Annotated in this window: 23 protein-coding genes; 7 read left to right on the top strand and 16 right to left on the bottom strand. The window is 72.7% G+C overall.

Annotated elements, in window-relative coordinates; genetic code table 11:
• Window positions 1-47: 47 nt before the first annotated feature.
• The 7 genes from AC6F7H_RS25370 to AC6F7H_RS25340 form a co-directional block, all read right to left on the bottom strand.
• The gene (locus tag AC6F7H_RS25370) at window positions 48-929 is read right to left on the bottom strand and encodes a hypothetical protein (RefSeq protein ID WP_363042886.1); all 882 of its coding nucleotides are present in this window, start codon (window positions 927-929) and stop codon (window positions 48-50) included.
• Between the two features lie 115 nt (window positions 930-1,044).
• Complete coding sequence (locus AC6F7H_RS25365) at window positions 1,045-2,571, bottom strand: hypothetical protein (protein ID WP_500759267.1); 1,527 nt, start codon at window positions 2,569-2,571, stop codon at window positions 1,045-1,047.
• Between the two features lie 206 nt (window positions 2,572-2,777).
• Window positions 2,778-3,641 carry an SGNH/GDSL hydrolase family protein gene (locus AC6F7H_RS25360; protein ID WP_500759265.1) on the bottom strand — a complete coding sequence of 288 codons (864 nt, stop codon included), beginning with the start codon at window positions 3,639-3,641 and terminating at the stop codon, window positions 2,778-2,780.
• Window positions 3,638-4,828, bottom strand: a complete 1,191-nt coding sequence (locus tag AC6F7H_RS25355) for a glycosyltransferase (protein WP_500762045.1) — start codon at window positions 4,826-4,828, stop codon at window positions 3,638-3,640. The genes AC6F7H_RS25360 and AC6F7H_RS25355 overlap by 4 nt, the downstream gene beginning before the upstream one ends.
• A 110-nt stretch (window positions 4,829-4,938) precedes the next feature.
• Window positions 4,939-6,063 carry a glycosyltransferase family 4 protein gene (locus tag AC6F7H_RS25350; protein WP_500759264.1) on the bottom strand — a complete coding sequence of 375 codons (1,125 nt, stop codon included), beginning with the start codon at window positions 6,061-6,063 and terminating at the stop codon, window positions 4,939-4,941.
• Between the two features lie 162 nt (window positions 6,064-6,225).
• Window positions 6,226-7,644, bottom strand: a complete 1,419-nt coding sequence (locus AC6F7H_RS25345; protein ID WP_500759262.1) for a HEAT repeat domain-containing protein — start codon at window positions 7,642-7,644, stop codon at window positions 6,226-6,228.
• Window positions 7,645-8,021: 377 nt separating this feature from the next.
• Window positions 8,022-8,414: an ankyrin repeat domain-containing protein gene (locus AC6F7H_RS25340; RefSeq protein WP_109379400.1), complete on the bottom strand. Its 393-nt coding sequence runs from the start codon at window positions 8,412-8,414 to the stop codon at window positions 8,022-8,024.
• Between the two features lie 333 nt (window positions 8,415-8,747).
• Between AC6F7H_RS25340 and AC6F7H_RS25335 the strand changes: the two genes are divergently transcribed.
• The gene (locus AC6F7H_RS25335) at window positions 8,748-8,942 is read left to right on the top strand and encodes a hypothetical protein (RefSeq protein ID WP_500759260.1); all 195 of its coding nucleotides are present in this window, start codon (window positions 8,748-8,750) and stop codon (window positions 8,940-8,942) included.
• A gap of 57 nt (window positions 8,943-8,999) precedes the next feature.
• Window positions 9,000-10,679: a hypothetical protein gene (locus tag AC6F7H_RS25330; RefSeq protein WP_500759259.1), complete on the top strand. Its 1,680-nt coding sequence runs from the start codon at window positions 9,000-9,002 to the stop codon at window positions 10,677-10,679.
• A 64-nt stretch (window positions 10,680-10,743) separates the two neighbouring features.
• Here AC6F7H_RS25330 and AC6F7H_RS25325 read toward each other — a convergent pair whose 3' ends face one another.
• A complete protein-coding gene (locus AC6F7H_RS25325) occupies window positions 10,744-12,237 on the bottom strand; it encodes an SCO1417 family PLP biosynthesis transcription factor (protein WP_500759258.1) in 1,494 nt (497 codons plus the stop codon).
• A 99-nt stretch (window positions 12,238-12,336) separates the two neighbouring features.
• On the opposite strand from AC6F7H_RS25325, the gene yczE reads away from it, so the two are divergent.
• The 4 genes from yczE to AC6F7H_RS25305 all read left to right on the top strand — a co-directional run bounded on the left by yczE (window position 12,337) and on the right by AC6F7H_RS25305 (window position 15,807).
• Entirely contained in the window at window positions 12,337-13,002 is a 666-nt protein-coding gene (gene yczE, locus AC6F7H_RS25320; RefSeq protein ID WP_500759256.1) for a membrane protein YczE, read from the top strand.
• The gene (locus tag AC6F7H_RS25315) at window positions 12,999-13,766 is read left to right on the top strand and encodes a glycerophosphodiester phosphodiesterase family protein (RefSeq protein ID WP_500759255.1); all 768 of its coding nucleotides are present in this window, start codon (window positions 12,999-13,001) and stop codon (window positions 13,764-13,766) included. The genes yczE and AC6F7H_RS25315 overlap by 4 nt, the downstream gene beginning before the upstream one ends.
• A 47-nt stretch (window positions 13,767-13,813) precedes the next feature.
• Complete coding sequence (locus AC6F7H_RS25310; protein ID WP_500759254.1) at window positions 13,814-15,166, top strand: MFS transporter; 1,353 nt, start codon at window positions 13,814-13,816, stop codon at window positions 15,164-15,166.
• 266 nt (window positions 15,167-15,432) lie between these two features.
• Window positions 15,433-15,807: an RNA polymerase-binding protein RbpA gene (locus AC6F7H_RS25305; RefSeq protein ID WP_003977404.1), complete on the top strand. Its 375-nt coding sequence runs from the start codon at window positions 15,433-15,435 to the stop codon at window positions 15,805-15,807.
• Between the two features lie 126 nt (window positions 15,808-15,933).
• Here AC6F7H_RS25305 and fxsA read toward each other — a convergent pair whose 3' ends face one another.
• From fxsA to AC6F7H_RS25285, 4 genes are all read right to left on the bottom strand, one after another.
• On the bottom strand, window positions 15,934-16,515 hold the full coding sequence (gene fxsA, locus AC6F7H_RS25300) for an FxsA family membrane protein (protein ID WP_500759252.1): 582 nt from the start codon (window positions 16,513-16,515) through the stop codon (window positions 15,934-15,936).
• A 110-nt stretch (window positions 16,516-16,625) separates the two neighbouring features.
• On the bottom strand, window positions 16,626-17,483 hold the full coding sequence (locus AC6F7H_RS25295) for a polyprenol monophosphomannose synthase (protein WP_500759251.1): 858 nt from the start codon (window positions 17,481-17,483) through the stop codon (window positions 16,626-16,628).
• A gap of 550 nt (window positions 17,484-18,033) precedes the next feature.
• On the bottom strand, window positions 18,034-19,650 hold the full coding sequence (locus tag AC6F7H_RS25290; protein WP_500759250.1) for an amidohydrolase: 1,617 nt from the start codon (window positions 19,648-19,650) through the stop codon (window positions 18,034-18,036).
• A gap of 136 nt (window positions 19,651-19,786) precedes the next feature.
• Window positions 19,787-20,227, bottom strand: a complete 441-nt coding sequence (locus AC6F7H_RS25285) for an Lrp/AsnC family transcriptional regulator (RefSeq protein WP_109379411.1) — start codon at window positions 20,225-20,227, stop codon at window positions 19,787-19,789.
• A gap of 267 nt (window positions 20,228-20,494) precedes the next feature.
• Here AC6F7H_RS25285 and AC6F7H_RS25280 point away from each other — a divergent pair, with 267 nt between their 5' ends.
• Window positions 20,495-20,929 (top strand): hypothetical protein, encoded by a 435-nt coding sequence (locus AC6F7H_RS25280; protein WP_500759249.1) that lies wholly within the window; start codon window positions 20,495-20,497, stop codon window positions 20,927-20,929.
• A gap of 383 nt (window positions 20,930-21,312) precedes the next feature.
• On the opposite strand, the gene AC6F7H_RS25275 is transcribed toward AC6F7H_RS25280, so the two are convergent.
• The 4 genes from AC6F7H_RS25275 to AC6F7H_RS25260 all read right to left on the bottom strand — a co-directional run bounded on the left by AC6F7H_RS25275 (window position 21,313) and on the right by AC6F7H_RS25260 (window position 25,307).
• Entirely contained in the window at window positions 21,313-22,488 is a 1,176-nt protein-coding gene (locus tag AC6F7H_RS25275; RefSeq protein WP_500759247.1) for an acyl-CoA dehydrogenase family protein, read from the bottom strand.
• Window positions 22,489-22,886: 398 nt separating this feature from the next.
• Window positions 22,887-23,543 (bottom strand): TetR/AcrR family transcriptional regulator, encoded by a 657-nt coding sequence (locus AC6F7H_RS25270; protein ID WP_500759246.1) that lies wholly within the window; start codon window positions 23,541-23,543, stop codon window positions 22,887-22,889.
• 64 nt (window positions 23,544-23,607) lie between these two features.
• Window positions 23,608-23,766 (bottom strand): SCO1431 family membrane protein, encoded by a 159-nt coding sequence (locus AC6F7H_RS25265; RefSeq protein WP_500759245.1) that lies wholly within the window; start codon window positions 23,764-23,766, stop codon window positions 23,608-23,610.
• Window positions 23,767-23,915: 149 nt separating this feature from the next.
• On the bottom strand, window positions 23,916-25,307 hold the full coding sequence (locus AC6F7H_RS25260) for a C39 family peptidase (protein ID WP_500759244.1): 1,392 nt from the start codon (window positions 25,305-25,307) through the stop codon (window positions 23,916-23,918).
• Between the last annotated feature and the right edge of the window lie 17 nt (window positions 25,308-25,324).

The raw sequence follows: 25,324 nt of genomic DNA, 5'->3' as shown, positions 1-25,324 counted from the left end.
GACGGGAATGAGGACGGAGGCGAGGACGGGCGGCGACGGGGGACGGCTCAGACGGAATGGAACGGCAGGCCGGCGCCGGCCACCAGTTCCAGGTCCTCATCGCTGTCCGCGGGCAGCAGGGTCGGGGTGCCATCGGTGACCGGGACGACGCCCAGCTCCAGCAGTTCGGCCATGGCCGCACCGCCCGCCAGGTCGCGCACCTGGAGCTGGTAGCGGGCCGTCGTGCGGTAGGTGCCGCCGTGGTCGTCGCCGGTGCGCTGCAGGAATCCGGAGTCGGTGAGGAACGTGACGGCCTTGGCGACGATGCCGGTGGTCGAACCCGCGAGCCGGCGTGCGTCCTTGGTCGCGCCGGTCGCGCTGCGTCTCGCCCAGATCCGCCAGGCCGTCTCCAGCCCCGGGGCGTCGCTGGCCGGGTCGGTGTTCTCGCCCTGTTCCGCGGCCCGCTCCTCCAGACGGTGACAGGCCTGGCGTACGAAGGCGTCGACGCCGTTGACGGTGACCCGCCCGATGTAGGCGTCGTCGGCGAGGTCCTCGGGACGCGGGAAGGCCATGACGGCGACGGCGAGGTGTGCGAGCCCGTGCAGGAACCGGTCGCCGCCGTCGGCGGAGGTCCGCCGCGCGTAGTCGCCCATGCGGACGGCGAACACCGAGTCCTCGGCGGCGGTCACGGCCATCCCCGCGCGCGGGGACACCTCGAGCACGATCAGGCCGAGGCCGGTGGCCACGGCGTCGGCGAGGCGCGCGAACGGCGGGTCCTCGCGGTAGCGGCGCAGCAGGTCCGCGTACTCCTGGTCGCGGGCCGGCTGCAGCTTGGGCTGGAGGCCGAAGGCGACGAGCCGCGCCGCGTCGGCGGCGTCGGCGGGTGTGACGGCGGCGCTCGCCGGTGCGGTGGAGGGCTCCGCCTCGCTCCACTCGGCATGCTCGCTCACGGACACGGTTCCTCCTCGCGCTGGCGAACGACGGTGACGGCGGCAACGACGGTACTGGCGGCCTGCCGGGAGCCGGCGGCCCCCGCAGGCTCCCCGAGGTCCGGCGGAACGCCCATCAGGCCGCCTCCGTCCGGTCCGCCGCCATCCCCGCCGCGTCCAGCAGGGCCGTACCGACGATGAGGTCGGCGCCGCCGAACTCGGGGTCGTCCAGTTCCACACCGTCGTCCACCGCGAAGAGCAGGCGCCGCTCGCCCTGGCGGTAGGCGGTGCCGACCGGCGGGCTGGCCGCGTGGACCGCCAGCAAGGCCACCAGGTACGGAAGTTCGGGGTCCTGGCGGCGGGCCTCGGCGAGCAGTCCGGACAGCCGTCGGGGCGCGTCGGCCGGCAGTTCCAGCAGGGTGGTCGCGGCCGCCAGCTGCTCCTCGGTGAAGCGGCTGTCGTCCGGTGTGGCGATCAGGTCGGGTTCCGGCATCTCGGCGCCCAAGTGCTCCCGTTCCACCGCCGGGGTCAGCAGGATGTCGACGAGGTCGGCGACCCGGACGGACACCGGTGTACGCAGCCCGGTGCCGCGGGCGAAGAAGGCGTCGGTGATCCGCACCGCCTGTTCCAGGGGCAGTGGGAGCAGGGGGGAGAGGAGGTGTCCGTAGAGGTCCGTGCCCGAGGTCGAAGCCGGCGTGGCGAAGGCCTGCCGGTCCTGTTCGGCCCGGAACAGCGGGCCGGCCTCCAGCATCCGGGACTGCAACTGGGTGTGCCGACGGATGCAGTCCTTGACGATGTCCACCAGCTCGGCGGCCCTGCGTTTGTGCTCGGGGTCCTCCGATTCGTCACGGGCCTTGCGGATGTTGGTGAGGATCGCGTTCTCGTGGCGGTACCGGTCCGCGACGTGGTCCAGGGCCTCGGCGATCATGTCGGGAACGGCGCTCAGCCAGTCCACCGCGCGTACATTGCGCCGGGTGGCGTCCAGGGCGCGGCGCAGCGATTCGGAGTACTGCACGGTCCGGTAGCGGGCCTGCTCGGCGGCGAGCTGGGCGTCGGCGAGCCTGCCCCGGTTGATCAGCACCTCGAGTTTGACCTCGGCGGCGATCTGGGCACTGGTGACATCGGTGTCCAGGGCACCGACCAGGACGTTGACCGCCTCGTCCGTGGTCCGCAGGTAGACGGTGCCGCCGGGGCCGGGTACCTCCTCGATCAGCTTGAAGTCGTAGTCGCGGCGGACATAGCTGCCGTCCGCGCCGAACACGCCGTACACCGCGCGGAAGCCGCGATCGACACTGCCGACGTTGATCAGGTTCTCCAGGACCCAGCGGGCCACCCGCTCGTGCTCGGCGGCCGGTCGGCGGGGAGCCTGGGCGGTGATGCGCGGGACGAGCCGGGCGACTATCTGGTCGTGGTCGGCACCGGTGTCGAAGTCCATGTTCAGCGTGACCAGGTCGATGGCCGCCAGGGCGACCTCCGCCATGCCGTACACCGAGTACTCGCCGGCCAGATTGGCCTTGCGGGCGTCCAGGTCGTGCAGCGGCGCGGTGCAGGCGAGTGCGCGCAGCCGCCGGGCCAGCCCCTCGTCGGCCGCCGGGCCCGGCGCGGGCCGCGGGCCCGCGCTGAGCTGGGGCGGAGCACTGTCCGTCGATGCAGGTGAAGTCACGGTGCACAGACTAGGTCCTCGGTCTGACAACGGCCCAAACGACGCAGATGCGCCCCGGTGTCACGGTCGTCACACTGCTCCGAACCCACAGGGCCGCCGAGGGCCCGCTGACGACCCGTTCGCTCCGCACGCGGTGCGCGTCGGGCGGCGCGCGGCCGGACCCGCACCAAAAGGGTCCGGCCCATCTCATCGCCTCACGGCGCCCCTCACTGCCGTGCGGCGCCCCTGAACCCCGGGGGCTCCCCCGCCGTCAGCGCGGCCAGTGCCGCCGACACCGCGGCGGAGGTCCGCAGGTCGAGCCGGACGCTCGTCCCGCGCGCGCGGTGCCGCAGGTCGTCGGCGGCGAGCGCGAGGAGCTGGGGCAGCAGGTCGGTGCACCGACGGGCCACCCATCCGGTGCCGGCGGTGGCCAGCCACCACAGGCTCGCCGCCAGGGTGGGTCCCGCGGACTCCGGTTCGGGCGAGGGCGCGGGTCCGGGTGCGAGACCCCGTTCCGCCAGCAGCGCGTGGAACCTCACGGCCAGTTGGCGGTGTCCCCGCTCGCCCGGGTGCATCCGGTCCGCGCTCCACATCGCACGGTCGGTGACCCAGTCACCGTCGCTCGCGTGCAGGTGCACCGCGCCGTACCGGTCGGACAGCGCGTGGACGACGGTGTTGACCGCGCGCTGCCGGCGGGCGAGCGGCCTGGCCAGCGCCCCGGGCAGGCCCATGGTGCCGCCGGGGTCGGGCAGGCACGCGGTGAGCAGCACGGCGCCCTGGGCCGCGCAGGCCGCGTACACCTGGTCCAGCCGCCTGGCCACGGCGTGGATGTCGAAGCCCTGGCGCAGGGTGTCGTTGACCCCGACGACGACCGACACGAGGTCGGGCCGCAGGGCCAGCGCCCCGGGGAGTTGGCCTTCGAGCACGTCGTGCGTCTGCGCCCCGCTCTTCGCCAGGTTGGTGAACCGCACGGGCCGCTCGTCCAGCGACCCGGCGAGCAGCGCGGCCCAGCCCCGCCATCCGTCACCGGCGCGGTCTCCGACGCCCTCGGTCAGCGAGTCGCCGAGGGCCACGAACCGCACGGTTCTCATCTCGGGCCTCCCCGTGCTGCGGACGCGGGCCGGACGGGTGCCACGCCGTCCGGCCCGCCCTCCCGCGCGGCCGTCCGCGGGGCCTCGTGGGCGTCGAGGAACGCCGTCACGGCCGCTCCCCACCCGAAGCGCTCCGCACGTGCGCGTGCCGCCGCGCGCCGCTCCGTCTCCGGCCGTCCCAGCAGGAGTTCGACGGCGTCCGCGAACGACTCCCCCCGGTCCCCCGCGACCGCCCCGGCGGAGCCGATCACCTCCGGCAGCGCGGACGAGGTGCTCGCCACCACGGGGGTGCCGCACGCCATCGCCTCCAGCGCGGCGAGCCCGAAGGTTTCCACGGGCCCCGGCGCCAGGCACACGTCCGCGGAGGCCTGGAGCGCGCCGAGGAACGCCCGGTCGAGGACGTGGCCCAGGAAGACGACCGGCAGTCCGCGTTCCCGGGCGCGCTGCTCGAGCCGCGGCCGCAGCGGTCCGTCCCCCGCCACCACCAGCACCGCCCGCCGCCCGCGCCGCAGCAGTGCCTCCAGCGCGTCCAGCGCCGTCCCGGGCCGCTTCTCCACGGACAGCCGGGTACACGTCACCAGCAGTGTTTCCGCCCCGCGCGCGTGGCGGGCCCGCAGCCCGGGGTCGTGCAGCGCGGGGTGCCGCTCCGTCAGGTCGACACCGAGCGGTGCCCGTACGACGTTGCGGGCACCGATCCTGGCGAACTCCCGCTCGGCGAACTCGGTGGTGCACACGACACGCGCGTAGGTGTGGGCGGTGCGGGCGTTGAGGGCGTCGGCGGTGCGCCGCGCGATCCCTTCCGGCAGCCCCCAGGTGCGCAGCACGCCGTCGGCGGTCTCGTGGGAGACCATGACCGCGGGTACCCGGGCCCGCCGCGCCCATCTGCCGGTCCAGCGCAGGGTCGTACGGTCGGACACCTCGAGCCGGTCGGGAGCGAGTTCCTCCAGCAGGGCGGCGATCCGCCGCTTGTCGGTGAGGACGCGGTAGCCGCCGGTGCCGGGCAGGAGCGGGCCCGGCAGGGTGATCACCCGCCCCTGCTCGGTCTCCTGGTCGCTCTCCCGCTCACCGGGAACGATGAGCACGGACTCGTGCCCCGCCTCCCGGTAGCCCCTGCCGAGCTCCCGCAACGCGGTGCGCAGTCCGCCGGAGGCCGGCGCGACGAAGTTCGCGAGCCGCACGATCCGCAGCGAGCCGTCGACACCCTGGGGGCGCCCGACGCCCTGCGGACACTCGACGCCCGGTGTGCCGTCGACACCCGGCACACAGGTCGGCAGGGCCTCCGTTCCCACCGGCCCGTTCACGCCGCCACCGCCGTCCTGCGCCCGGCGAGCACATCCGTGTAGTGGCCGATCAGCCGGTCCCCGACGGCCGCCCAGGTACGGCCCTCGACCGTCGCGCGCCCCGCTGCCCCGTAGGCGGCCCGCAGCCCGGGGTCGGTGGCCAGCGACCACACCGCGTCCCGTACCGCGGCTGCGTCGCGCGGCGGCACCAGGAACCCGGTGCGCCCGTGCGCGACCAGGTCCAGCGGGCCTCCCACGGCGGGCGCGACCACGGGCACGCCGCTCGCCATGGCCTCCTGCACGGTCTGGCAGAAGGTCTCGAACGGTCCCGTGTGGGCGAAGACGTCCAGCGAGGCGAAGATCCTCGCGAGTTCGTCCCCCGTGCGTCGTCCCAGGAAGACCGCGCCGGGCATGGCCTGCTCCAGACCCGGCCGGCTGGGGCCGTCGCCCACGACGACGACCCGCACTCCCGGCAGGGCGCTCGTTTCGGCCAGCAGCTCGACCTGCTTCTCGGGGGCGAGCCGGCCGACGTAGCCGACGATGAGCTCGCCGTTCGGGGCGAGTTCCCGGCGCAGTGCCTCGTCCCGCAGTTCGGGCCGGAAACGGACGGTGTCCACGCCGCGCGGCCACAGTTTGACCCTGGGGACGCCGTGCTCCTGAAGGTCGCTCCGCGCGGCGCCGGACGGGGCGAGGGTGAGGTCGGCGGCCGAGTGCACGGACCGGATCCGACGCCAGGCCGCGGCCTCGCCCGCGCCCATGTACGTGCGGGCGTACCCGGCGAGGTCGGTCTGGTAGACGGCCACGGCCGGCAGGCCGAGACGAGAGGCCGCCGCCATGCCGCGCACACCGAGCACGAAGGGGCTGGCCAGATGGACGAGATCGGCCCGGTGCTCGGTGATCGCCGCGGTGACACGCCGGCTGGGGAGAGCGACGCGGACCTGGGGGTAGCCCGGGAGCGGGAGGGAGGGGATCCGGACGACGGGGCACGGGGCCCGGTCGTCGGGTTCGTCGCCCGCGGCGGTGGGGGCGACGACAACAGGGCTGTGACCGCGGTCCACGAGGTGCCGTGCGGTCTGGAGCGCGCAGTGAGCCACGCCGTTCACGTCAGGGGGAAAGGATTCGGTCACGATGACGACTCGCATACGGGTGTTCTCGCCGCGCCGGACGTGGCCACGTCAACGTGGATCTTTCCGGCCGGGGAACGTCCCATGAGCGTTGCGTCGCACACCCGCAGGGGTCGAACACCGGCCATGTGCTCCTGCCCCGCGGGCCATCCGGCGTTCACACCGCGCGCCCCGGGCGGGTCACACGACGGTCTCCCCGGGACCGATCCGGCTGCGTACGGCGGTCTGCACCTCGGCCTCCTCGGCCGGGTCGACGGCGAGCCGGCGCAGGCGCTCGAAGACCCGGGCGTCGCCGGTCTCGGCGTGCCGCGCGGCGATCTCGCGAGTGGACTCCTCGCAGTCCCAGAGGCACTCGACGGCGAAGCCGCTGCCGAAGGAGGGGTCGGTGGCCGCGAGTGCGCGGGCGGCCCGGCCGCGCAGATGGGAGGAGGCGGTCTCCCGGTAGATGTGGCGGAGTACGGGAGCGGCACAGGTGATGCCCAGGCGTCCGGCGCCGTCGACGAGGGTCCACAGGGTCGGCGCGTCGGGGCCCTCGCCCCGTACCGCCTCGCGCAGCGCGGCGAGGACCAGGTCTCGGTCCTGTGCGCCGCCCCGGAGGGCGAGGACACGGCCGGCGGCGGCGCCCAGGGCGTCGGGCCGGTGGGCCCAGCGGCGCGCACGGTCGACGGCGGCGAGACTGCGCATGCGTTCGAACGCGTCGACGGCGGTCTCCACGACGGGCGCCGACCCGGTGGCCACGGCGCCCTCGATCAGGGCGAGGGCGTCCGGATCATTGCTGTCGGCGAGGTAGCGCAGGGCGGTGCAGCGGGCCCCCTCGGTGCCGTCCTCGGCGGCCCGGACGATCTCGGGCCGGTCCTCCGGGCCCGCCACGGCGCTCAGGCAGCGGGCGGCCGGAACATGCAGGGCGGTGCCGCGTTCGATTCCCTGCTGGGCCCATTCGAAGACGGCCCGCACGCTCCACCCGGGGCGGGGACCGGTGGGGCGCATCTGCCGCTGCCAGCGGTCGAAGCAGCCTGCCTCCTGGGCGCCGCGCACACGCGTGGCGACGGATTCGCGTGGATCGTCGGCCCACAGGCGCCAGGGCCGCGGCTCGAAGGCGTCGCGGACGGTGGCGGCCAGTTCGGCCTCGCCCTCGGCGTCGGTGGTGAACCGCGCGAGCACCGGGACGGCGAGGGCGCGCAGACCCGCGTCGTCGTCCCGGAGGGCGAGTTCGTCCAGGGCCCAGGCCCAGTTGGAGCCCTGGGTGGCGTACCTGCGCAGCAGGACGAGCGCGTCCCGCCTGCCGTAGGAGGCGAGGTGCCCGAGGACCGCGAGGGCGAGCCCGGTGCGTGACTCCTCGGTGTCGAGGATGTCCTCGGCCTCGAAGAGGTGCGCCTCGATCGCGTCCAGTTCGCCGTGCAGATCGAGATAGAGGCGGGCGTAGTAGAGGGAGCGGTTCTCCACCTGCCAGTCGTGGCGCGGATCGCGCAGCACGCAGTGGTTCAGCGCCGCGAGCGTTTCGGAGCGCGGGGCGGTGAGCGCGTGCAGCGTGCCGTCGCCGCGGCCGCGCTGAAGCAGGCCGAGCAGTGTGCCGCTGGGCGCTATGACCGGATCGAACATGGGAAACAGCCTCACATCAAGCGTCGACGCAACCGGGGACGTGCATTACCTGGCCGCGTGCCAACACGTCGGGGCGCCCGCCGTTTCCTGCTTGCTGTAGACCATCTTCCTCTGCCTCTCGTCGGTGGCCCGTGCGGGCCGCGTCACGGCCCGCGCGGTGCGGCAACACCTGCCCAGCCATCGCGTCCGTGAATCACGTCGTCATGATGACCCGGCGGTCACATCTGCCGCGACCGAATTCCGGCGGCCTCGTACCGCCTACTCCGTTTCCCGTGGGTTTCCCGCGGTTTCCCGCGGTTTCCCGTGCCCTCGCCGGTCGGAGTGCTCAGCGCAACGTCCGGCTCAGCACTCGGCCCGGCTCCGGCCCCCTGCGCGGTTCAGTGTTCACCGAACAGTTCGAGCAGTTCCGCGCGGCCGAACATCCGGGCCGTGTCGACGGCCGAGGGAGTGCCCGCGGCAGGGTCGGCACCACCGTGCAGAAGGGCCTTGACCACCTCGGTCTCGCCCTTGAAGGCGGCCCCGGCGAGCGGGGTCTGTCCCCGGTCGTTGATCCGGTCGGCGTCGGCGCCGCGCTCCAGCAGCGCGCGGACCACCTCGGCATGACCGTGGTAGGCGGCGAGCATCACGAGCGAGTCGCCCCGGTCATTGGTGAGGTCGGCAGGCACACCCGCGTCGACGTAGGCCACGAGTTCCCCGGTCCGGCCGCGCCGGGCCAGATCGAAGATCTTGGTCGCCAGCTCCACGACCTCGGGGTCAGGGGCTTCAGTCATATCGGCCGGACCGCCTCTCACCACGGATCACTCCGCACATCGGGGACAGGGTGTACGTCTGCGAGCGGTGCAGAGCCGTACGGGTGAATCGCCAGGGTACTGGCTCGCGCGGCACATGAGCCGACGTGTCCGAGGTAAGGATCACGGGGCACCCGGCCGGACGCAGCGGGATGCGACAGCCCACGTCCGCCGGGTCAGGAGCGGTCCGCAACGGTCCGCCGACCGGGCGAAACGATCGCCGATTGACCCAGTTGCACCTTTTGTCGTATAGATACATTCTGCGAGGATGGAAGTACTCATGGTGACTGTCCCCCATGAACCAGGAGAACTCACATGATCCTCTCGATCTCAGGCGTGGTCCTGCTCGGCATCGTCCTCTTCATCTTCTGCCGCAAGGACGGCCTGAAGCCGTTGCACGCCCTGGTGGCCCTGCTGTTCGGCTTCTATCTGGCCAGTACGGCCATTGCGCCGAGCATCAAGGCGGGCGGCGAAAGCCTGGCAGGCCTCCTCGGCGGAATCAGGTTCTGACCCACCGCGCTCCGCGTACCCGACGTACCCGCCCACCCGCACACACTGGAGGCAGCAGTGGCCCGGCGCCCCCTTCCCCACATCCTGAGGAACGGCGGCATCCAGCTCGCCCGGAGCCGGGAGCTGGCCCGGACGGCGGCCGACAGCGCCACGGACGTCCTCCATCCGCTCATCACGATCATGCGCGGACTGCGCCGGCTCGCCTCGGCCGGACGGCGCAGGTGGCTCGCCACCCCCAAGGAGCGACGCGGAGCGCTGCTCTTCCTGGTGACGTCGGTGGTCCTGGTCGTGGCGCTCCTCCCCTACGGCCCCCTGCTCGCCGTCGTCACCCTGATGGCGGCGGCGGCCTGGCAGGGCCGGGACCGCGCCCCGGCCACGTCCGACGGGCCCGACGAGTCACAGATCCAGCGCCTGAGGTCGCTGTACGAAGCCCTGGTGCCGTACTTCTCGTCCGCCGGGGACCCGGACCCCCTCTACACCCACGGCGGCGCGTGGGAGAACGTCTTCCCCGCGTACGAGTTCGACGGCACCGGCCGCATCACTCACCTGCTGATCAGCTATCCCGCGTACTACACCGACGGCGAACCGGAGTCCCGCGCCCGGATCGAGCACCTGCTCGCCGCCAAGTCGGGGCGCGGCCGCGAATACCACTTCGCCTGGGACGAGGAGGGCAACCAGCTCACGGTCCGCGTCCTCGCCCCGCTGCCCGCCGACATCGCCGCCCAGCGCTTCGTCACGTCCCCCGGCGAGACGGTCCTCGGTTTCACCGATCCCACCCGGGTGCGGCGGACCCTGCCGCTCACCCACGGCAAGGAACAGCGCGACGTTCCCCCCGTCGTCTGGCGCACCGGCATCCGCTCCGCCGAGCCCCATCTGCTGGCGGCCGGGCACCCCGGCAGCGGTACCTCCACGCTGTTGCGCTCCGTCGCACTGCAGGCACTGGTCCACGGCGATGTGATGATCATCGACGGCGGCGGCACCGGTGAGTACGCGTGCCTCACCGGCCGGGACGGCGTGCTCTCCGTCGAGTGCGGCCTGGCGGGGGTCCTGGCGAGTCTCCGGTGGGCCGCGCACGAGACGGAGCGCCGCCTGATCGCCACCAACCGGGCCCACCAGGCGGGCGACCCGCCGCCCGCGGACGCCAGGCGGCCGCTCTGGATTCTGCTGGACCGCCCGAGCGCGTTCACGCACCTCGCCGCCGCGGACGGCCGCGAGGACCCCCAGTCGCTGCTCCAGGTCCCGCTGCGGCACGGCCGCCCCGTGAACGTCACGGTGGTCGTCGCCGATCAGCTCGACAGCATGGAGGCCCTCACCGACGCGGTACGGCAGCACACCCGCGCGCGTGTCGTCCTCGGACCCGCGACACCGGAGCAGGTGGCGGCCGTCCTGGGCGCTCCCCCGCACACCACCCCCGTCGAACACGTCCCCCCGGGTCGCGGCTACGCCCGTCTGGGCACGGGCCCGGTCCACCGGCTCCAGGTGCCGGCCACGCCGAACCCGTACGACGACGCGACCAGCGACGCCCACCGGCAGGCGGTACTCGACCTGCTCCCGGCCCGGACGGCTCCGGCGGACACGGAAGCGAAGGCGCGGACGCCCGAGCGCACACGGCCGGTACCCGGCCTCCTGTCCAAGGCACCTGTCGACGAGACCTCCGTGGACACGGCCCCGGCGATGGCCGACCAGCACACCGAGGACAACGTGCCCGCGGAGGCGGCCGTCGCCGAATCCTCCTGACCGCCCACTGCCGGCCGCCGGCCTCCCTCGAACACCGCGCGCAGGCGCCGCCCGTCCGCCGTGGCTACGCCACGAAGGAGCGTGGTACCTCCGCCCCCGACGTCCCGCCGGTCTCGACGATCCGTGCCGCCGCGGCCAGCCGTACCGCCGCCTCCTCGGCCACCGCGCCGCCCACGGTGAACGGCAGTCGCACATATCCCTCGAACGCCCCGTCGACCCCGAAGCGTGGCCCCGACGGCGCCCGTACCCCGACCCGCTCCCCCGCCTCGGCGATCCGCGACCCCGAGAGCCCACCGGTACGCACCCACAGGGTGAGCCCGCCGCGCGGGACCTCGAACTCCCAGTCGGGCAGCTCCCGGCGCACCGCGCCCACTAGCGCGTCCCGGTTCTCCCGGGCCTGCGCGCGTCGGATCTCCACGGCCCGTTCCCAGCCGTCCGTGCCGAACAGCCAGTTCACCGCGAGCTGTTCCAGTACCGGCGTGCCCAGGTCGGCATACGCGCGCGCGGCGACGAGACCGCGGATCACGTCGGGGGCCGCGCGCACCCAGCCGATACGCAGACCGGCCCAGAACGCCTTGCTCGCAGAGCCGACCGTGATCACCGTGGAGCCGGCCGGGTCGAAGGCGCAGACGGGGCGCGGCATCTCCACATCCGGATCGAGCCAGAGCTCGCTCATGGTCTCGTCGGCGACCAGCACCGTCCCCGCCGAGCGCGCCGCCTCCACCAGCCGGCGGCGCTGGTCCTCGTCGGCGAGCGCACCGGTCGGGTTGTGGAAGTCCGCGACGACGTACGCGATGCGCGGCGCCGCTTCCCGCAGCACCTGCCGCCAGTGGTCCATGTCCCAGCCGGCCAGCCCCTCCGCCATGGCGACGGGGACCAGCCGGGCCCCGGCCTCCCGCATCAGCTGGAGGATGTTGGCGTAGGACGGCGACTCGACGGCGATGCGCTCGCCACGGCCTCCGAAACGGTGGCAGATGGCGTCGATGGCACCCATCGCCCCCGTCGTCACCATGATCTGCTCGGGCATGGTCGGGATGCCCCGCGCGGTGTACCGGTCGGCGATCGTCGCGCGCAGCGCCGGCAGTCCGGCCGGGTAGTCGCCGTGGGTGTGCGCATAGGGCGGCAGTTCCTCGATGGCGCCCTGTACGGCGCGGGTGAGCCAGGGTTCGGGCGCGGGCAGGGCGGCGCAGCCGAGGTCGATCACCGAGCCGAGGGCCTCGGGGGGCAGCGGTTCCAGTCCCCGCGCGGGCACCGGGTTTCCGGCCGGCACGGCGGTCCAGCTGCCGGCGCCGCGTCGTGACTCCAGGAAGCCCTCGCCGCGCAGCGCCTCGTAGGCGGCGGCGACGGTGGTGCGGCTGACGGACAGGGCCAGGGCCAGTTCCCGCTCTGCGGGCAGCCGGGCGGCCACCGGGACGCGTCCCTCGAGCACCAGCAGCCGGATCCCGTCGGCCAGGGCACGATAGGCGGGCGGGCGGCGGGTGCCGGCAGGCCGGTCCTGCTGGGAGCTGAGCAGCCGGGCGAGCTGCGCCGCACCCACCGCCGAGGTCCACTGCGCCATCTGAATCAGTCCACCTTCCTCGAATTGGCCATGGATGGCATCCCCCTCCCTGCCACAGGGTGTCACGGGTCAGTCCACTTCCACCATGGGGGGTATGCCTTGTCCAGCCGATCGCCCCGGCACGGGCATCTCGCACGGCGCCTGTTCCAGCTCTACACCGGACTGGCGCTGTACGGCGCGAGCTCGGCCCTGCTGGTCAGGTCCGGACTCGGCCTGGAGCCGTGGAACGTGCTGCACCAGGGCCTGTCCGAGCGGACGGGCCTGTCGATGGGCCTGGTGGTGACCCTCCTGGGCGCGGCGGTGCTGCTGCTGTGGATCCCCCTGCGCCAGCGCCCGGGACTCGGCACGGTCTCCAACGTCCTGGTGATCGGCGCTGCCATGGACGCGACCCTGGCCGTGATGCCCGAGGCGCACGGCATGGCCCTCCGCGCGCTGATGACGGTGTCCGGCATCGTGCTGAACGGCGCGGCGACCGGGCTCTACATCTCGGCGCGCTTCGGGCCGGGCCCGCGCGACGGGCTGATGACGGGCCTGAATCAGCGCACGGGGGCGTCGATCCGACTGGTGCGCACGGCCATCGAGGTCACGGTGGTCGCCACGGGCTTCGTCCTCGGCGGCACCGTGGGCGTGGCGACCCTCCTGTACGCGGTGACGATCGGCCCGCTCGCCCAGCTCTTCCTGCGGGTGTTCGCCGTCCCCTCGGCATCCGCCGGCCCCGCGGTCGTTGCCACCGGTCAACCGCACGGGGTGATACTGCGTCCGTGACCTCACGGATACGCCACCCCTACCTCGACCATCCCGGCCCGATCGCGTTCGCCCACCGCGGCGGGGCGGCGAACGGACTGGAGAACACCGTGCGCCAGTTCCAGTGCGCCGTCGAGGCGGGTTACCGCTACATCGAGACGGACGTCCACGTCACGCGGGACGGCCGGCTCGTCGCGTTCCACGACGCGACCCTGGACCGGGTGACGGACGGGGCGGGCCGGATCGCCGACCTGCCGTGGCGGGAGGTGCAGCACGCGCGCGTGGCGGGCCAGGAGCCGGTACCCCTCTTCGAGGAGCTGCTGGCCGACTTCCCCGAGGTGCGGTGGAACGTCGACGTCAAGGCCGAGCCGGCTCTCCTGCCCTTCCTGGACCTGGTCGAGCGGACGGACGCCTGGGACCGGGTCTGCCTCGGCTCCTTCTCCGAGGCCCGTGCGGTACGCGCCCAGCGGCTGGCCGGGCCCCGCCTCGCGACGTCGTACGGCACGCGGGGGGTGCTGAATCTGCGGCTGCGCTCGTGGGGGCTGCCGGCCGCGGTGCGCCGGTCGGCCGTCGCCGCCCAGGTTCCGGAGGCCCAGTCCGGCGTCCCGGTGGTGGACCACCGCTTCGTGCGCACCGCCCACGCGCACGGGCTCCAGGTGCACGTGTGGACGGTCAACGAACCCGAGCGGATGCACCGGCTCCTGGACCTGGGGGTGGATGGCATCATGACCGATCACATCGACATACTGCGTACGGTCATGGAGGACCGCGGCCTGTGGGTCTGAGACCCCGCCCGGCCACTGAGCGCGTTCACGGGGAAGCGAGGGCACGGGTGGGCGACGACACCGTGCGATCACCGGCAGCGGACGAGGCGGCCGGCCGACGGTACGAGCAGCGCGGCTGGTACTTCTACGACTGGGCGTGCTCCGTGTACTCCACGAGCGTTCTCACGGTGTTCCTCGGCCCCTACCTGACGTCGGTCGCCGAGGCCGCGGCGGACGCGGACGGGTTCGTTCATCCGTTCGGCGTTCCGGTGCGCGCCGGGTCGTTCTTCGCGTACTCGGTGTCCCTGTCGGTGATCCTGGCGGTGCTCGTGATGCCGCTGGTGGGCGCCGCCGCCGACCGCACCGGCCGCAAGAAGCCGCTCCTCGCGGCCGCCGCCTACACGGGTGCCGCCGCCACGGCGTGCATGTTCCTCCTCGACGGCGAGCGCTATCTGCTGGGCGGCGCCCTGCTGGTCGTGGCGAACGCGGCGCAGTCCGTGGCGATGATGCTCTACAACTCCTACCTGCCGCAGATCGCCACTCCCCAGGAACGCGACGCGGTCTCCTCGCGGGGCTGGGCCTTCGGCTACGCGGCGGGCGCCCTGGTCCTCGTCGCCAACCTGATCCTCTACTCCGCCCATGACGGTTTCGGACTCTCCGAGGGCATGGCGGTCCGTATCTGCCTGGCGTCGGCGGGTCTGTGGTGGGGCGCCTTCGCCCTGGTGCCGCTGCGGCGGCTGCGCGACCGCCGCGACCCCGCGCGGGAGGCGTCGTCCGCCCTGTCCGGTTTCCGGCAACTCACGGCGACCGTCCGCGACATGCGGCGCCACCCGCTCACGCTCGCCTTCCTGCTGGCGTACCTGGTCTACAACGACGGCATCCAGACGGTGATCTCACAGGCCTCGGTCTACGGCTCGAAGGAGCTGGGGCTCGGGCAGTCCACGCTCATCGTCGCCGTGCTGCTGGTCCAGGTACTGGCGGTGGTCGGCGCGCTGGCGCTGGGCCGACTGGCCCGGATCCACGGGGCGAAGCGCACGATCCTCGGCTCACTGGTCGCCTGGACCCTGACGCTGGCCGCCGGGTACTTCCTGCCCGCCGGGGAGCCGGTGTGGTTCTTCGTTCTGGCCGCCGGGATCGGCCTGGTCCTCGGCGGCAGCCAGGCTCTGTCCCGGTCGCTGTTCTCCCACCTCGTGCCGCCCGGCAAAGAGGCCGAGTACTTCTCGGCGTACGAGCTGAGCGATCGCGGGATGAGCTGGCTCGGTCCGCTGCTGTTCGGGCTCACCTACCAGCTGACGGGCAGCTACCGGGACGCGATCCTCTCGCTGGTGGCCTTCTTCGTCCTCGGTTTCGCGCTGCTCGCGCGGGTTCCGGTGCGCCGGGCGGTCGCCGCCGCGGGGAATCCCGTTCCGGAGAAGATTTAGCACTCGGCGCGAAAGGGCTGTAGTGTACGCGTTTGGCCTGCCAGGTGTACCGTTACTGCGCGTCAAAGATACCGAAACGCTGTGTTGCATCTGTCATTAGATGTGACAAACCGGGCGCCGGTGGGTACTGCACTGGTTGACAAGGCTGCGGCTACGACGGCGACACATGGCCCGGAACGGGAATCTTTACCGCCGACCGGACGTTGACCGGATGACGACGACAGCGACACCTGTCCTGTGGGCGACAAGCCCGGGAGGCACGATTCATGAGTGAGCGAGCTCTTCGCGGCACGCGCCTCGTGGTGACCAGCTACGAGACGGACCGCGGCATCGACCTGGCACCGCGCCAGGCCGTGGAGTACGCATGCGAGAAGGGGCACCGCTTCGAGATGCCCTTCTCGGTCGAGGCGGAGATCCCGCCGGAGTGGGAGTGCAAGGTCTGCGGTGCCCAGGCACTCCTGGTTGACGGCGACGGCCCCGAGGAGAAGAAGGCCAAGCCCGCGCGTACGCATTGGGACATGCTGATGGAGCGACGTACCCGTGAGGAACTCGAAGAGGTCCTCGAGGAGCGTCTCGCCGTTCTGCGCTCCGGTGCGATGAACATCGCGGTTCACCCCCGGGACAGCCGAAAGTCGGCTTGATCCCGACGGAGGATCGGACGGGAGCACAGCGCACAGCAGCACACAGGACCGCGGGCGCCGTACCAAGTGGTACGGCGCCCGCGGTCCTGTGTGCGTTCGGCGTCCTGTGTGCGTTCGGCTCGGCCCTCAGCGCGGGAGCGGCGGCCGGGGTTCCTGCGGGAAGTCGCCCGGCGGAGTACCGCGCTCGTCCCTGATCACCTCGCCCTGGACCACCTTGCCGTCGGGCCGGTGGATACGCGCCTGCTGGAAGGCGCCGCCCAGGGAGCCCTGAGCAGCCTCGCGCAGCTTGCGCTCGAAGGTGCGCTCGGCGTAGCGGCTCACGGCCTTCTGGACCGGGGGCACCAGCAGGAGCAGACCGGCCGCGTCGGAGACCAGACCCGGGATGATCAGCAACAGCCCGCCCAGCATCATCAGGCCGTTGCCCTCACTGTTCGGCCGGGGCTCGGGCAGCACGCCGCTCTGTTGCTGCTGCAGCGTCTCGGTGAGGTTCTTGAAGGCGCGTCGGCCGGCTCGCTTGATCACCACCGAGCCGAGAACCAGGCCGGCCAGCAGCACCAGGAAGACCACCAGCCCGTTCGACACCCCGGCAAGGACCGTGAGCAGCCAGATCTCCAGCACCAGCCACGCGGCGACGCCGAGCGGCAGGACGGTGCGCAACCGGGAGCGCCGGGGCCGGGCGGGGTTCGAGGTCTGAGCGCCAGTCGTCATGCTCCCAGTGTGCCTGGCCCCTGCTCAGCGCGGGATAAGCGGGACCGGCGGGACCTCGGGGCGGTGGACGCACGCGCGGCCCGCCCCTTCCGCCCAGCGGGCCCTTCTGCCTACCCGCCCTGCTTCGTCCGCTCGACCCGCTGCGACTGCTCGGTCCGCTGCGACTGCTCGGTCCGTTTGGCGTCCTCACGTCCCAGGACCTTGCCGACCCTGTCCCCCACGCCCCACGCGGTGACCCGCCACAACGCCTCGACGACGATGTCGCGGCTCATCTTCGAGTCGCCGAGTTCCCGCTCGACGAAAGTGATGGGCACCTCGACGACGTGATAACCGGCCTTGACCGCGCGGCGGGCGAGGTCGACCTGGAAGCAGTAGCCCTGGGAGGCGACGTCGTCCAGACCGAGGCCCTCCAGGGTCTCGCGGCGGAACGCGCGGAAGCCGCCGGTGATGTCGCGCAGCGGCAGATCGAGCGCCACACGGGAGTAGAGGCTGCCCCCGCGCGATATGTACTCACGGGACTTGGGCCAGTTGACCACCCGGCCGCCGGGCACCCAGCGCGAACCGAGCACCAGGTCGGCACCCTTGAGGGCGGTCAGCAGACGGGGCAGTTCCTCGGGCTGGTGGGAGCCGTCGGCGTCCATCTCGACGAGTACGCCGTAGTCGCGCTCCGCACCCCAACGGAAGCCCGCGAGGTACGCGGCGCCCAGGCCTTCCTTACCCTTGCGGTGCAATACCTGGACGTGGTCGTCCGTGGCGGCCAGCTCGTCGGCGAGCCTGCCGGTGCCGTCGGGGCTGTTGTCGTCGGCCACGAGAACGTGAGCCTCGGGAACGGCCTTGCGCACCCGGCCGACGATCGCCTTGATGTTCTCCGCCTCGTTGTAGGTCGGGATGATCACCAAGGCCGTGCCGAGCGGGCCGAAAGTCCTCCCCTGGGCTTCCGCCGCGCGGGTCTCGTCGCCGTCGTTCACAACTGCCCCTTCATGTCATGTTCAGGGTCCCACCATAGTGGTCACAGCCTGCACCGACATGGCATGACGTTCATATGATGGTGCTAATTTCCAAAGATCGGGTAGGAGCGGGCCTTCCCCCTGCGGGGAAGGCCCCGGGTGCGGTGTACGGCGGATGGGGGCCCGGCGCCCTTCGGTCCGACCTGGGACCCGCCGGCTGCGAGTCGACCTGAAGCCGTTGTCTACTGAGCGCCCGGCCCCACCCGGGGCCACACCTTCCCGACCCACCGGAACGTTCCCTCGCGCCGCGCCGACGCTGAGCCTGGCTCCCGGTGACGGTGCCCGGTGCGGCACACCGTCCCTGACCCAGCGGCGCTGCCTCGAGTGGGCGGAACTTCCCCGGTCGGGCGTCCGATGGTGGACCCCGCCGAACCTAGCTTTCCCCCCGCTGCTTCCCGCCAACAGACGTTTGACCTGCGCAATGCGGTTCAGATGTCTGGCCGGCGGGGAGGATGCGCAGGTCGCGAGACGGGGGCTCGGCACGTGCTCGTCACCGGGCGGTCCGCGTAGATCACTCTCCCGGCCGTACGAAGACCGTGCGTCCGCCGACCACCGTGCGCCGACAGACGGGCAGGTCACCACCCGGGGTCAGGTCCGGCAGCCCGGGGGTGCCGGAGCGGGGGTCGGTGGACCAGCGCGCCACCCGGTCGTCGGGTGCCTGTACGACGAGGTCACCGGTGCGCCACACGGCGTAGTCGGCGGGGGCCCCCGGCACCAGGGTGCCCGCGTCGTCACGTCCGATCGCCCGCCAGCCGCCCCGTGTGTGCGCGGTGAACGCGGCCCGCACGGAGATCCGGTGTTCGGGCGTGCGATGGAAGGCGGCGGCCCGGACGGTGCCCCACGGGTCGAGGGGTGTGACCGGGCTGTCCGAGCCGAAGGCGAGCGGGACACCGGCGCGCAGCAGGGCCGCGAAGGGGTTCAGGGAGCGGGCCCGCGCCACGCCCAGGCGCCGGGCGTACATGCCGCCCTCGCCGCCCCACAGGGCGTCGAAGGCGGGCTGGACGGAGGCGGTCAGGCCGAGTTCGGCGAACGCGGCGACGGTCTCGGGGGTGAGCATCTCGGCGTGCTCGACCCGGTGCCGGGCGGCCCGCACGCGCGCGATGCCCACCTTCTCGGCGGCGGCGCGCATCCCGTCGACCACCGCGCCGTTGGCGGCGTCGCCGATGGCGTGGAAGCCCGCCTGGAGGCCCGCCTCGGTGCAGTCGACGACATGGGCGGCGACGGCGGCGGCATCCAGGTGGGCGGTGCCCGTGTGGCCGGCGTCGGCGTACGGCTCGTACAGGCAGGCGGTGTGCGAGCCGAGGGCTCCGTCGGCGAACAGGTCGCCCGCGGCTCCGGTCGCGCCCAGTTCGCGGGCCTTGGCGACGTTCCGCTCGGCCCAGTAGCCGACGACGCGCGGGCCGCCGCCCTCTGCGGCGAGCCGCAGCAGGCCGGTGAAGTCGTCCTCGGAGGAGATCTCCGGGCCACCGCACTCGTGGACGGTGCCGATGCCCAGTGAAACGGCGTGGGCCAGGGCGGCACACTGCGCCTCGGTGCGCTGGGCGGGCGTGACTGCGCCCAGGGCGGCGGCGCGTACGGCGTGGTGGGCGTCGCCGGTGAGCGGCCGGGCCTCGCCGGGTGCCTCGCGGGCGATCTCGCCGGTGACGAGGTCGAGCAGCGCGGTGGTGACGACCGCGGAGTGGACGTCGATCCGGCTGAGGTAGAGAGGGCGTCCGCCGGTGGCCGCGTCGAGTTCGGCGCGGGTCGGGGGGCGGCCGTCCGGCCAGCGGGACGCGTCCCAGCCGTGGCCGAGCAGGACCCGGTCGGCCGGACGGGCGGCGGCGAACTCCCGTACCCGGACCAGCGCGGCCTCCAGGGAGGGGGCGTCGGACAGGTCGAGGCCGGTAAGGGCCAGTCCGGTGGCCGTGGTGTGCACGTGTGCGTCGGTGAACGCCGGGGTGACCAGCGCCCCGTCGAGGTCGATCACCTCGTCCACGCCGTCCGCGAAGGAGTCGGCGGCACCCTCGGAGCCGACCCAGGCGATCTGGCCGCCTTCGACGACCATCGCGGTGGCGAAGGGGTCGGCGGGGCTGTGGACCTCGCCGCGGCGGAGCAGGACGGTGTGCGGCGGGGCGGTGCGTTCACTCATGACCCACAGTGTCGCCCCTCGCGGGGCCGGACTCGCACCCAGGGCCGCTCTTCACGTCACGTCCGCACCGCTGCGCCCGCGCGCCGCACGCCCGGTCGCGCCGCGCACGCGCGGCGTACTCCCGCGCGGGTGCGGGTCAGACGCGCGGCGGACGGGCCTCGTACGGAGTGGACAGGACCACCGTCGTCCGGGTGGAGACGCCCGCCAGCGAGCGCACGCGTGCGAGCAGTTCCTCCAGTTGGCGCGGGGTGGCCACCCGTACCTTGAGGATGTAGTTCTCGTCGCCCGCGACACTGTGGCAGGCCTCGATCTCGGGCACGCCCGCGAGGCGGTCCGCGATGTCGTCGGGGGCGCTGGGGTCGAACGGCTTGACCGAGATGAAGGCGGTCATGGGCAGACCGACGGCATCCGGGTCGACGACCGCGGCATAGCCGCGGATGACGCCACGCTGTTCCAGTCTGCGCACCCGCTGGTGCACGGCCGACGTGGACAGGCCCGTGGCCTTGCCCAGGTCTGTGTAGCTCATCCGCCCGTCCTTGACGAGCAGCTGCACGATCTGTCGGTCCAGCTCCTCCATGGCGCAAGAACCTACAGTGCCGTCGATCTCCTCGGATACCCGAGCTGTCCAGGTCATGCCCGGTTCGTGATGTGCCGGGCACCCGACCCGAGTCGTGCGGGGGACGAAACCGTCCGCGGGCGACGCCCACGGACGGCATGTGACGAATACCACACCCTCCGAACGGTCTCCGTGATGTTCTCGTGATTACCTCCGATGGGGGACGGGAAGTGCTTGCTGTGGTCGAGGCCGCAGCGCCTTCACGGCCCAGCCCGAGGGGGAGAACCCATGCAGAGTCTTAAGCGCCCTGGTCGCACCACGCCCAGGCGGCAGCAGCCCGTCGTCGAGCTCGTCCCCGAGTACGTCGACCCCGACGCTCTCGACGACGAACTCGACGCGTACGACACCTTCGAGATGTACCGGGTCGTCTGCCCGGACTGCGCGCAGCCCATCGCACTGCTCGCGGACGAGGAGGTCCTGCCGGAGCACGCGCTGTGCGCCTCGCCGTGGAACCCGTTCGGGCTCACGGTCTGCACCGGCACCGGCCGCAGTGCCGACGAGGCCCGGCCGGCGGACGAGTCCGCCACGCTCCAGGAACATGACGCCGCCCTGCTGTTGACGCTCCCTCAGGGACTCGACTGGCGCACCCAGCCCTTCTCGCACGTCGGCGGTCCGGCTTCGCGTCCGATCAGGGTGCCCGTCATACGGCACCACGCCGCCTGAGCCGCCCCGCCCCGGCCGGGGCGGCCCGTCGAGCGCACCGCGACGGAATTCCGTGCGCGGTGCGCCACCCGGACGGGCGGCCGGACCGGACATCCGCGAACGCACGCCCTATTCGGGCGGTCGGTGACCTGCCCGGTCGCTCCCGCGTTGCCCGGGCATGACGACCCCCACGCGCTCGACGACCGGGCGTCAACTCCGTGTCCTCGCTCCGGCGCCCGTACCGCAGCCCGCCGGGCACACCACCTCCCCGCCACCGCCGCAGCTCCCGGATCCGCCGATCTACCGCGGTCTGATGCGGGCCTGGGCCGACAAGGGCCGCGCCCTGCCGGGCCGGCACGACCCGGAGTGGGCCCGGCTCGCGGCACCCTGGCGAGGAAGCCGGGTCAGCTCGTCGGCGGCCCCGCGAGATGGCGGGCGATGACCATGCGCTGAATCTGGTTCGTCCCCTCGACGATCTGCAGCACCTTGGCCTCGCGCATGTAGCGCTCGGCCGGGAAGTCCGCGGTGTAGCCGTAGCCGCCGAGGATCTGGACGGCGTCGGTGGTGACCCGCATCGCCGTGTCGGTGCAGTGCAGTTTGGCCATGGCCGCCTGCTTGGCGAACGGCCTCCCGGCGTCCCGCAGTCGGGCCGCCGCGAGGTACAGCGCGCGCCCCGCCTCGATCTGCGTGGCCATGTCGGCGAGCATGAACCGCAGCCCCTGGAAGTCGGCGATGGGCCGCCCGAACTGCCGCCGCCCGGCCGCGTACCCCAGCGCCTCGTCGAGCGCCGCCTGGGCCAGGCCTATCGCGCAGGCCGCGATGCCGAGGCGTCCGCCGTCCAGCGCGGACAGGGCGATCGCGAAGCCCTGGCCCTCCTCGCCGATCCGCCGGTCGTCCCCGACCCGTACGCCGTCGAAGTGGACCTGCGCGGTGGGCGAGCCCTTCATGCCCATCTTCTTCTCGGGAACGGCGGCGCTCAGCCCCTCGGCGTCGCCGGGCACCAGGAACGCGGTGATCCCGCGCGGGCCGTCCTCACCGGTGCGCGTCATGGCGGTGTAGAAGTCGGCGATGCCGCCGTGCGTGATCCACGCCTTGGTACCGGTGATCGCCCAGCCTCCCCCCGCCTCGCGCACCGCCTTGGTGCGCAGCGAGGCCGCGTCCGACCCGGAGGACGGCTCGGAGAGGCAGTAGGCGCCGAGCAGGCCACCGCCGAGCATCGCCGGCAGGTGCTCGGCCTGCTGCTCCTTGGTGCCGTGGGTGGCGAGCGCATAGGAGGCGAGGGTGTGCACGCTGACGCCGAGGCCGACGGTCAGGCGCGCCATGGCGAGTTCTTCGAGGACCTGGAGGTAGACCTCGTACGGCTGGTCTCCGCCGCCGTACGCCGAGTCGTAGGGCAGTCCGAGCAGTCCGGACTCGGAAAGCAGGGAGAAGACCTCGCGCGGGAAACGTCCGGCGTCCTCCTCCTCGGCCGCCTTCGGGGCGATCTCGCGTTGCGCGATGTCGCGGACGAGCGAGATCAGGTCCCGCGCCTCGTCCGTGGGCAGTTGCCGGTCCACCGGCTGCGGGGCGTGGTCGGACATGGCGACGCTCTCCTCCCTGTTCGGGCACATCGGCGGATGTGCGCCTTGGGTCGGGGCGGCTCCGCCGGGTGGTTCCGGTGCCTGGCCGATGCTCTCGCCCCCGGGTCTCGGAAGCTGCTGACCAGCCGCTGTGAGCTGTGAGTATGCCCGATCAACCCGAGCACGTCACTCGTTAACGACCGCTTACTACAAGAATTTTCCGGACATCGGAATCGGTCCGCACCATCGACCTCGTCGGCCGGTCCTCCCGCTGTTCCGCTCCGACAAATTCACTGCGTCCATGTCAATCAAGTTCCGTTTCCCCTCCCCCCCATGAGGAGACACCGGATGCAATCTCCCACCGCACCGCGATCACGGACGTCGGCGTCCCGGGCGTCGAGCCCGCGGACACCGACGCGTCAGCCGTCGCGGCGGGCGGGCTCCGGGGCCGGGTGCGCGGGGTCCAGTTCCTCGATGGCGCGCATGACCCCGCCGAGCATCTTCACCAGCAGTTCACACATGGTCTCGCGGGGCAGTTCGGGACGGTCGATCCAGTCGAGAGTGGCGCCCTCGACGCTGCACACCCAGGACAGCAGACCCATCCGCGCCAGCGGCGTGATGTCGCTGGTCCCGTAGGCGCCTTCGGCGATGGTCTCGACGATCACCTCGCGCACCCCGTCCCGGATGGCATGGACCTCGGCGTCGAAGCCGACACCGCCACTGACGATCGTGCGGTACGCGGCCTGGTTGTGCTCGGCGTAGCGCAGATAGCTGTCGACGGTGCGGTGCACGCGCTCCGCGGGCGGCAGTTCGACGCCGCCCGCCGCGAAGGTGACCAGGCCGGCCACCGAGTCCTGGATGATGGACAGGTAGTAGCCCCGCTTGGAGTGGAAGTAGTAGTAGATCAGCCCCTTGGCGACACGCGCCTGACGTGCGATGTCGTCCATCGAGAGCGCGTCGTACGACGTGTCGGCGAACAGCTTTCGCCCGATGGCGATGAGTTCGGCACGGCGTGCCAGCGAACGCTCGGTACTGCGCACACCGGTGCGCACGGCAGGCTGCTGACTGATGTTCAATCTTGACCCAGGTTTCCTGCGGGGGCGGACCTCCGCAGTATGTCAGGTCGCCTCCCTGGTCAGGTCAGAGCATTCCGAGCCGGGTCACGAGCATCGCGACCACCACCACGAGAACCCATCCCACGATGTGCTCGAGGATCTCCGGGCCGTCCTCCCGGGGGCCGCCGGTACGAACACCGGGGGCGGCGACAGGAGTGGTGACGGTGGCTGCGTTCGCGGTCATGGCTTCTCGCTGATCTCGGATCTCGGTGGTGCGCGCTGGACCCCCACGCGACGTTGTCCACCTTGCCACCGTCGGCGGCTTTTGCGGCCGAGTCCTCGGTCACACGGCGGGGCCCCGTGCGGCGGGCTCCGCCCGCCGCACGGACCGGTTCAGCGCACGCCGACGGCCGCGAGCGCCTTGCGCATGCGCGAGGTGGGACGCGCCGGAAAGTACAGGTAACAGACGCCGCCGGTGCCGGAGACGACCTTGCCCGAGGCGTTGTACCGCTTGGTCCTGAGCCAGATGTTCTCCCACTCGCGCCGCCGGTAGACGCGCCGGACGGCCTCGTTGTCCGGGGAGGCCGGGTCGTTGGCGATCACGTCGCCGTCCTCGGTGAACCCGATCACGGTCATCAGGTGCCCGGACGTCCCGTACCCCGCTCCGGTCAGTTCCTCCTCGCGGAAGGACTGGGACGTGATGGCCGGGATGCCCGCCCCGATCAGGGTCTCCAGGTCGCTCAGCGAGCCGAGCCGGGTGACGACGCCCTGAAGACCCTCGAAGGTGGCCGCGTAGGCCGCGTTGAACGGCCAGTTGCCGCAGCCGGCGTACTGGTGGTCGTATGTGTGGCGGGCCGCGTGGCACACCTGCGGATCGGCGTAGGACGGGTCGACCCAGGCCAGTTGCTCCTCGGTGAGCCGGCCGCCCCAGTACTCGATGATCATCTGTGAGGAGGTCGGGCTGCACCAGGCCTCGCCGCCGTTGTCGTACTCCGGGTACTGGCCCTTGTGGATCTCCTGCGAGTAGCGCGGGACGCTCAGCTCCCGGGCCGGGCCGGGCGTGGAGGCCGGGACGGTGAAGCGGTCGGGGATGTCGGAGCCCATCGCGCCGAGCCGCCACACGGTCGGGGTGAGTGCCGTCCCGGGACGGCGGTGGAGGGTCAGCCGCAGCCGGTACGAGACCAGGCGCAGCCCCGAAGCGGGGTCGTCGACGGCGAGGGTGTCGGTCCACACCGTGCTCCGGCCGTCGCTCTGGCCGTCCACCGAGGTGCGCCGGATGTCCTGGTCGCCGGCCGCCCAGCGGCCCATCACGTACCAGGGTGTGTCGGTGCCGTCCGTGTAGGCGCCCTTCAGCTCGACCTGGATCCAGGTGCCGTCGGGGGTGCGCGCGTTCCAGGAGGCGATCGCCTCCGTCGCCGGCACGGTGAGCCGGTGGACGGGCGAGGTCCAGGTCGCGTACTCCCAGACGGCGGTGTCGCCGGTGTGCGGGGCGGTGTGGTCGGTGGTGCCCGCGGCCTTCGCGATCACCAGGCCGGGACGGGCGCCCGCGACGGCCCTGGTCCCCTCGGCGGTGCCGCCGCGCCAGTCGCTGTAGGAGGTCCAGGCCCTGTTGTCCACGGGGCGGGCCTCCGCGGCACGTTCGGGGTCCGCGGAACCGCCTGTCGGGCCTGCGGCGGACCGGCCGGTCGCGGTACCGGCGAATGCCGGGCCGGCGCTCGATGCGGCGGCGACGACGGCCGCCGCGGCCAGAAGGGTTCTGCGGGACGGCTGTTCGGCTCTGCTCATGGGTGGAGGGCCCCCAG

This window comes from Streptomyces sp. MMS24-W38 (assembly GCF_059889265.1).
The sequence above is the reverse complement of the archived record's forward strand: the minus strand, read 5'-3'. Positions and strand labels throughout refer to the sequence as shown.

Bases quoted from the DNA above. Each gene is read 5' to 3' on its own strand.
- AC6F7H_RS25360 (WP_500759265.1), bottom strand. From the start codon at position 3,641: ATGAGAACCGTGCGGTTCGTGGCCCTCGGCGACTCGCTGACCGAGGGC.
- AC6F7H_RS25350 (WP_500759264.1), bottom strand. From the start codon at position 6,063: ATGCGAGTCGTCATCGTGACCGAATCCTTTCCCCCTGACGTGAACGGC.
- AC6F7H_RS25345 (WP_500759262.1), bottom strand. From the start codon at position 7,644: ATGTTCGATCCGGTCATAGCGCCCAGCGGCACACTGCTCGGCCTGCTT.
- AC6F7H_RS25340 (WP_109379400.1), bottom strand. From the start codon at position 8,414: ATGACTGAAGCCCCTGACCCCGAGGTCGTGGAGCTGGCGACCAAGATC.
- AC6F7H_RS25335 (WP_500759260.1), top strand. From the start codon at position 8,748: ATGATCCTCTCGATCTCAGGCGTGGTCCTGCTCGGCATCGTCCTCTTC.
- AC6F7H_RS25325 (WP_500759258.1), bottom strand. From the start codon at position 12,237: ATGGCGCAGTGGACCTCGGCGGTGGGTGCGGCGCAGCTCGCCCGGCTG.
- AC6F7H_RS25305 (WP_003977404.1), top strand. From the start codon at position 15,433: ATGAGTGAGCGAGCTCTTCGCGGCACGCGCCTCGTGGTGACCAGCTAC.
- fxsA (WP_500759252.1), bottom strand. From the start codon at position 16,515: ATGACGACTGGCGCTCAGACCTCGAACCCCGCCCGGCCCCGGCGCTCC.
- AC6F7H_RS25290 (WP_500759250.1), bottom strand. From the start codon at position 19,650: ATGAGTGAACGCACCGCCCCGCCGCACACCGTCCTGCTCCGCCGCGGC.
- AC6F7H_RS25285 (WP_109379411.1), bottom strand. From the start codon at position 20,227: ATGGAGGAGCTGGACCGACAGATCGTGCAGCTGCTCGTCAAGGACGGG.
- AC6F7H_RS25280 (WP_500759249.1), top strand. From the start codon at position 20,495: ATGCAGAGTCTTAAGCGCCCTGGTCGCACCACGCCCAGGCGGCAGCAG.
- AC6F7H_RS25275 (WP_500759247.1), bottom strand. From the start codon at position 22,488: ATGTCCGACCACGCCCCGCAGCCGGTGGACCGGCAACTGCCCACGGAC.
- AC6F7H_RS25265 (WP_500759245.1), bottom strand. From the start codon at position 23,766: ATGACCGCGAACGCAGCCACCGTCACCACTCCTGTCGCCGCCCCCGGT.
- AC6F7H_RS25260 (WP_500759244.1), bottom strand. From the start codon at position 25,307: ATGAGCAGAGCCGAACAGCCGTCCCGCAGAACCCTTCTGGCCGCGGCG.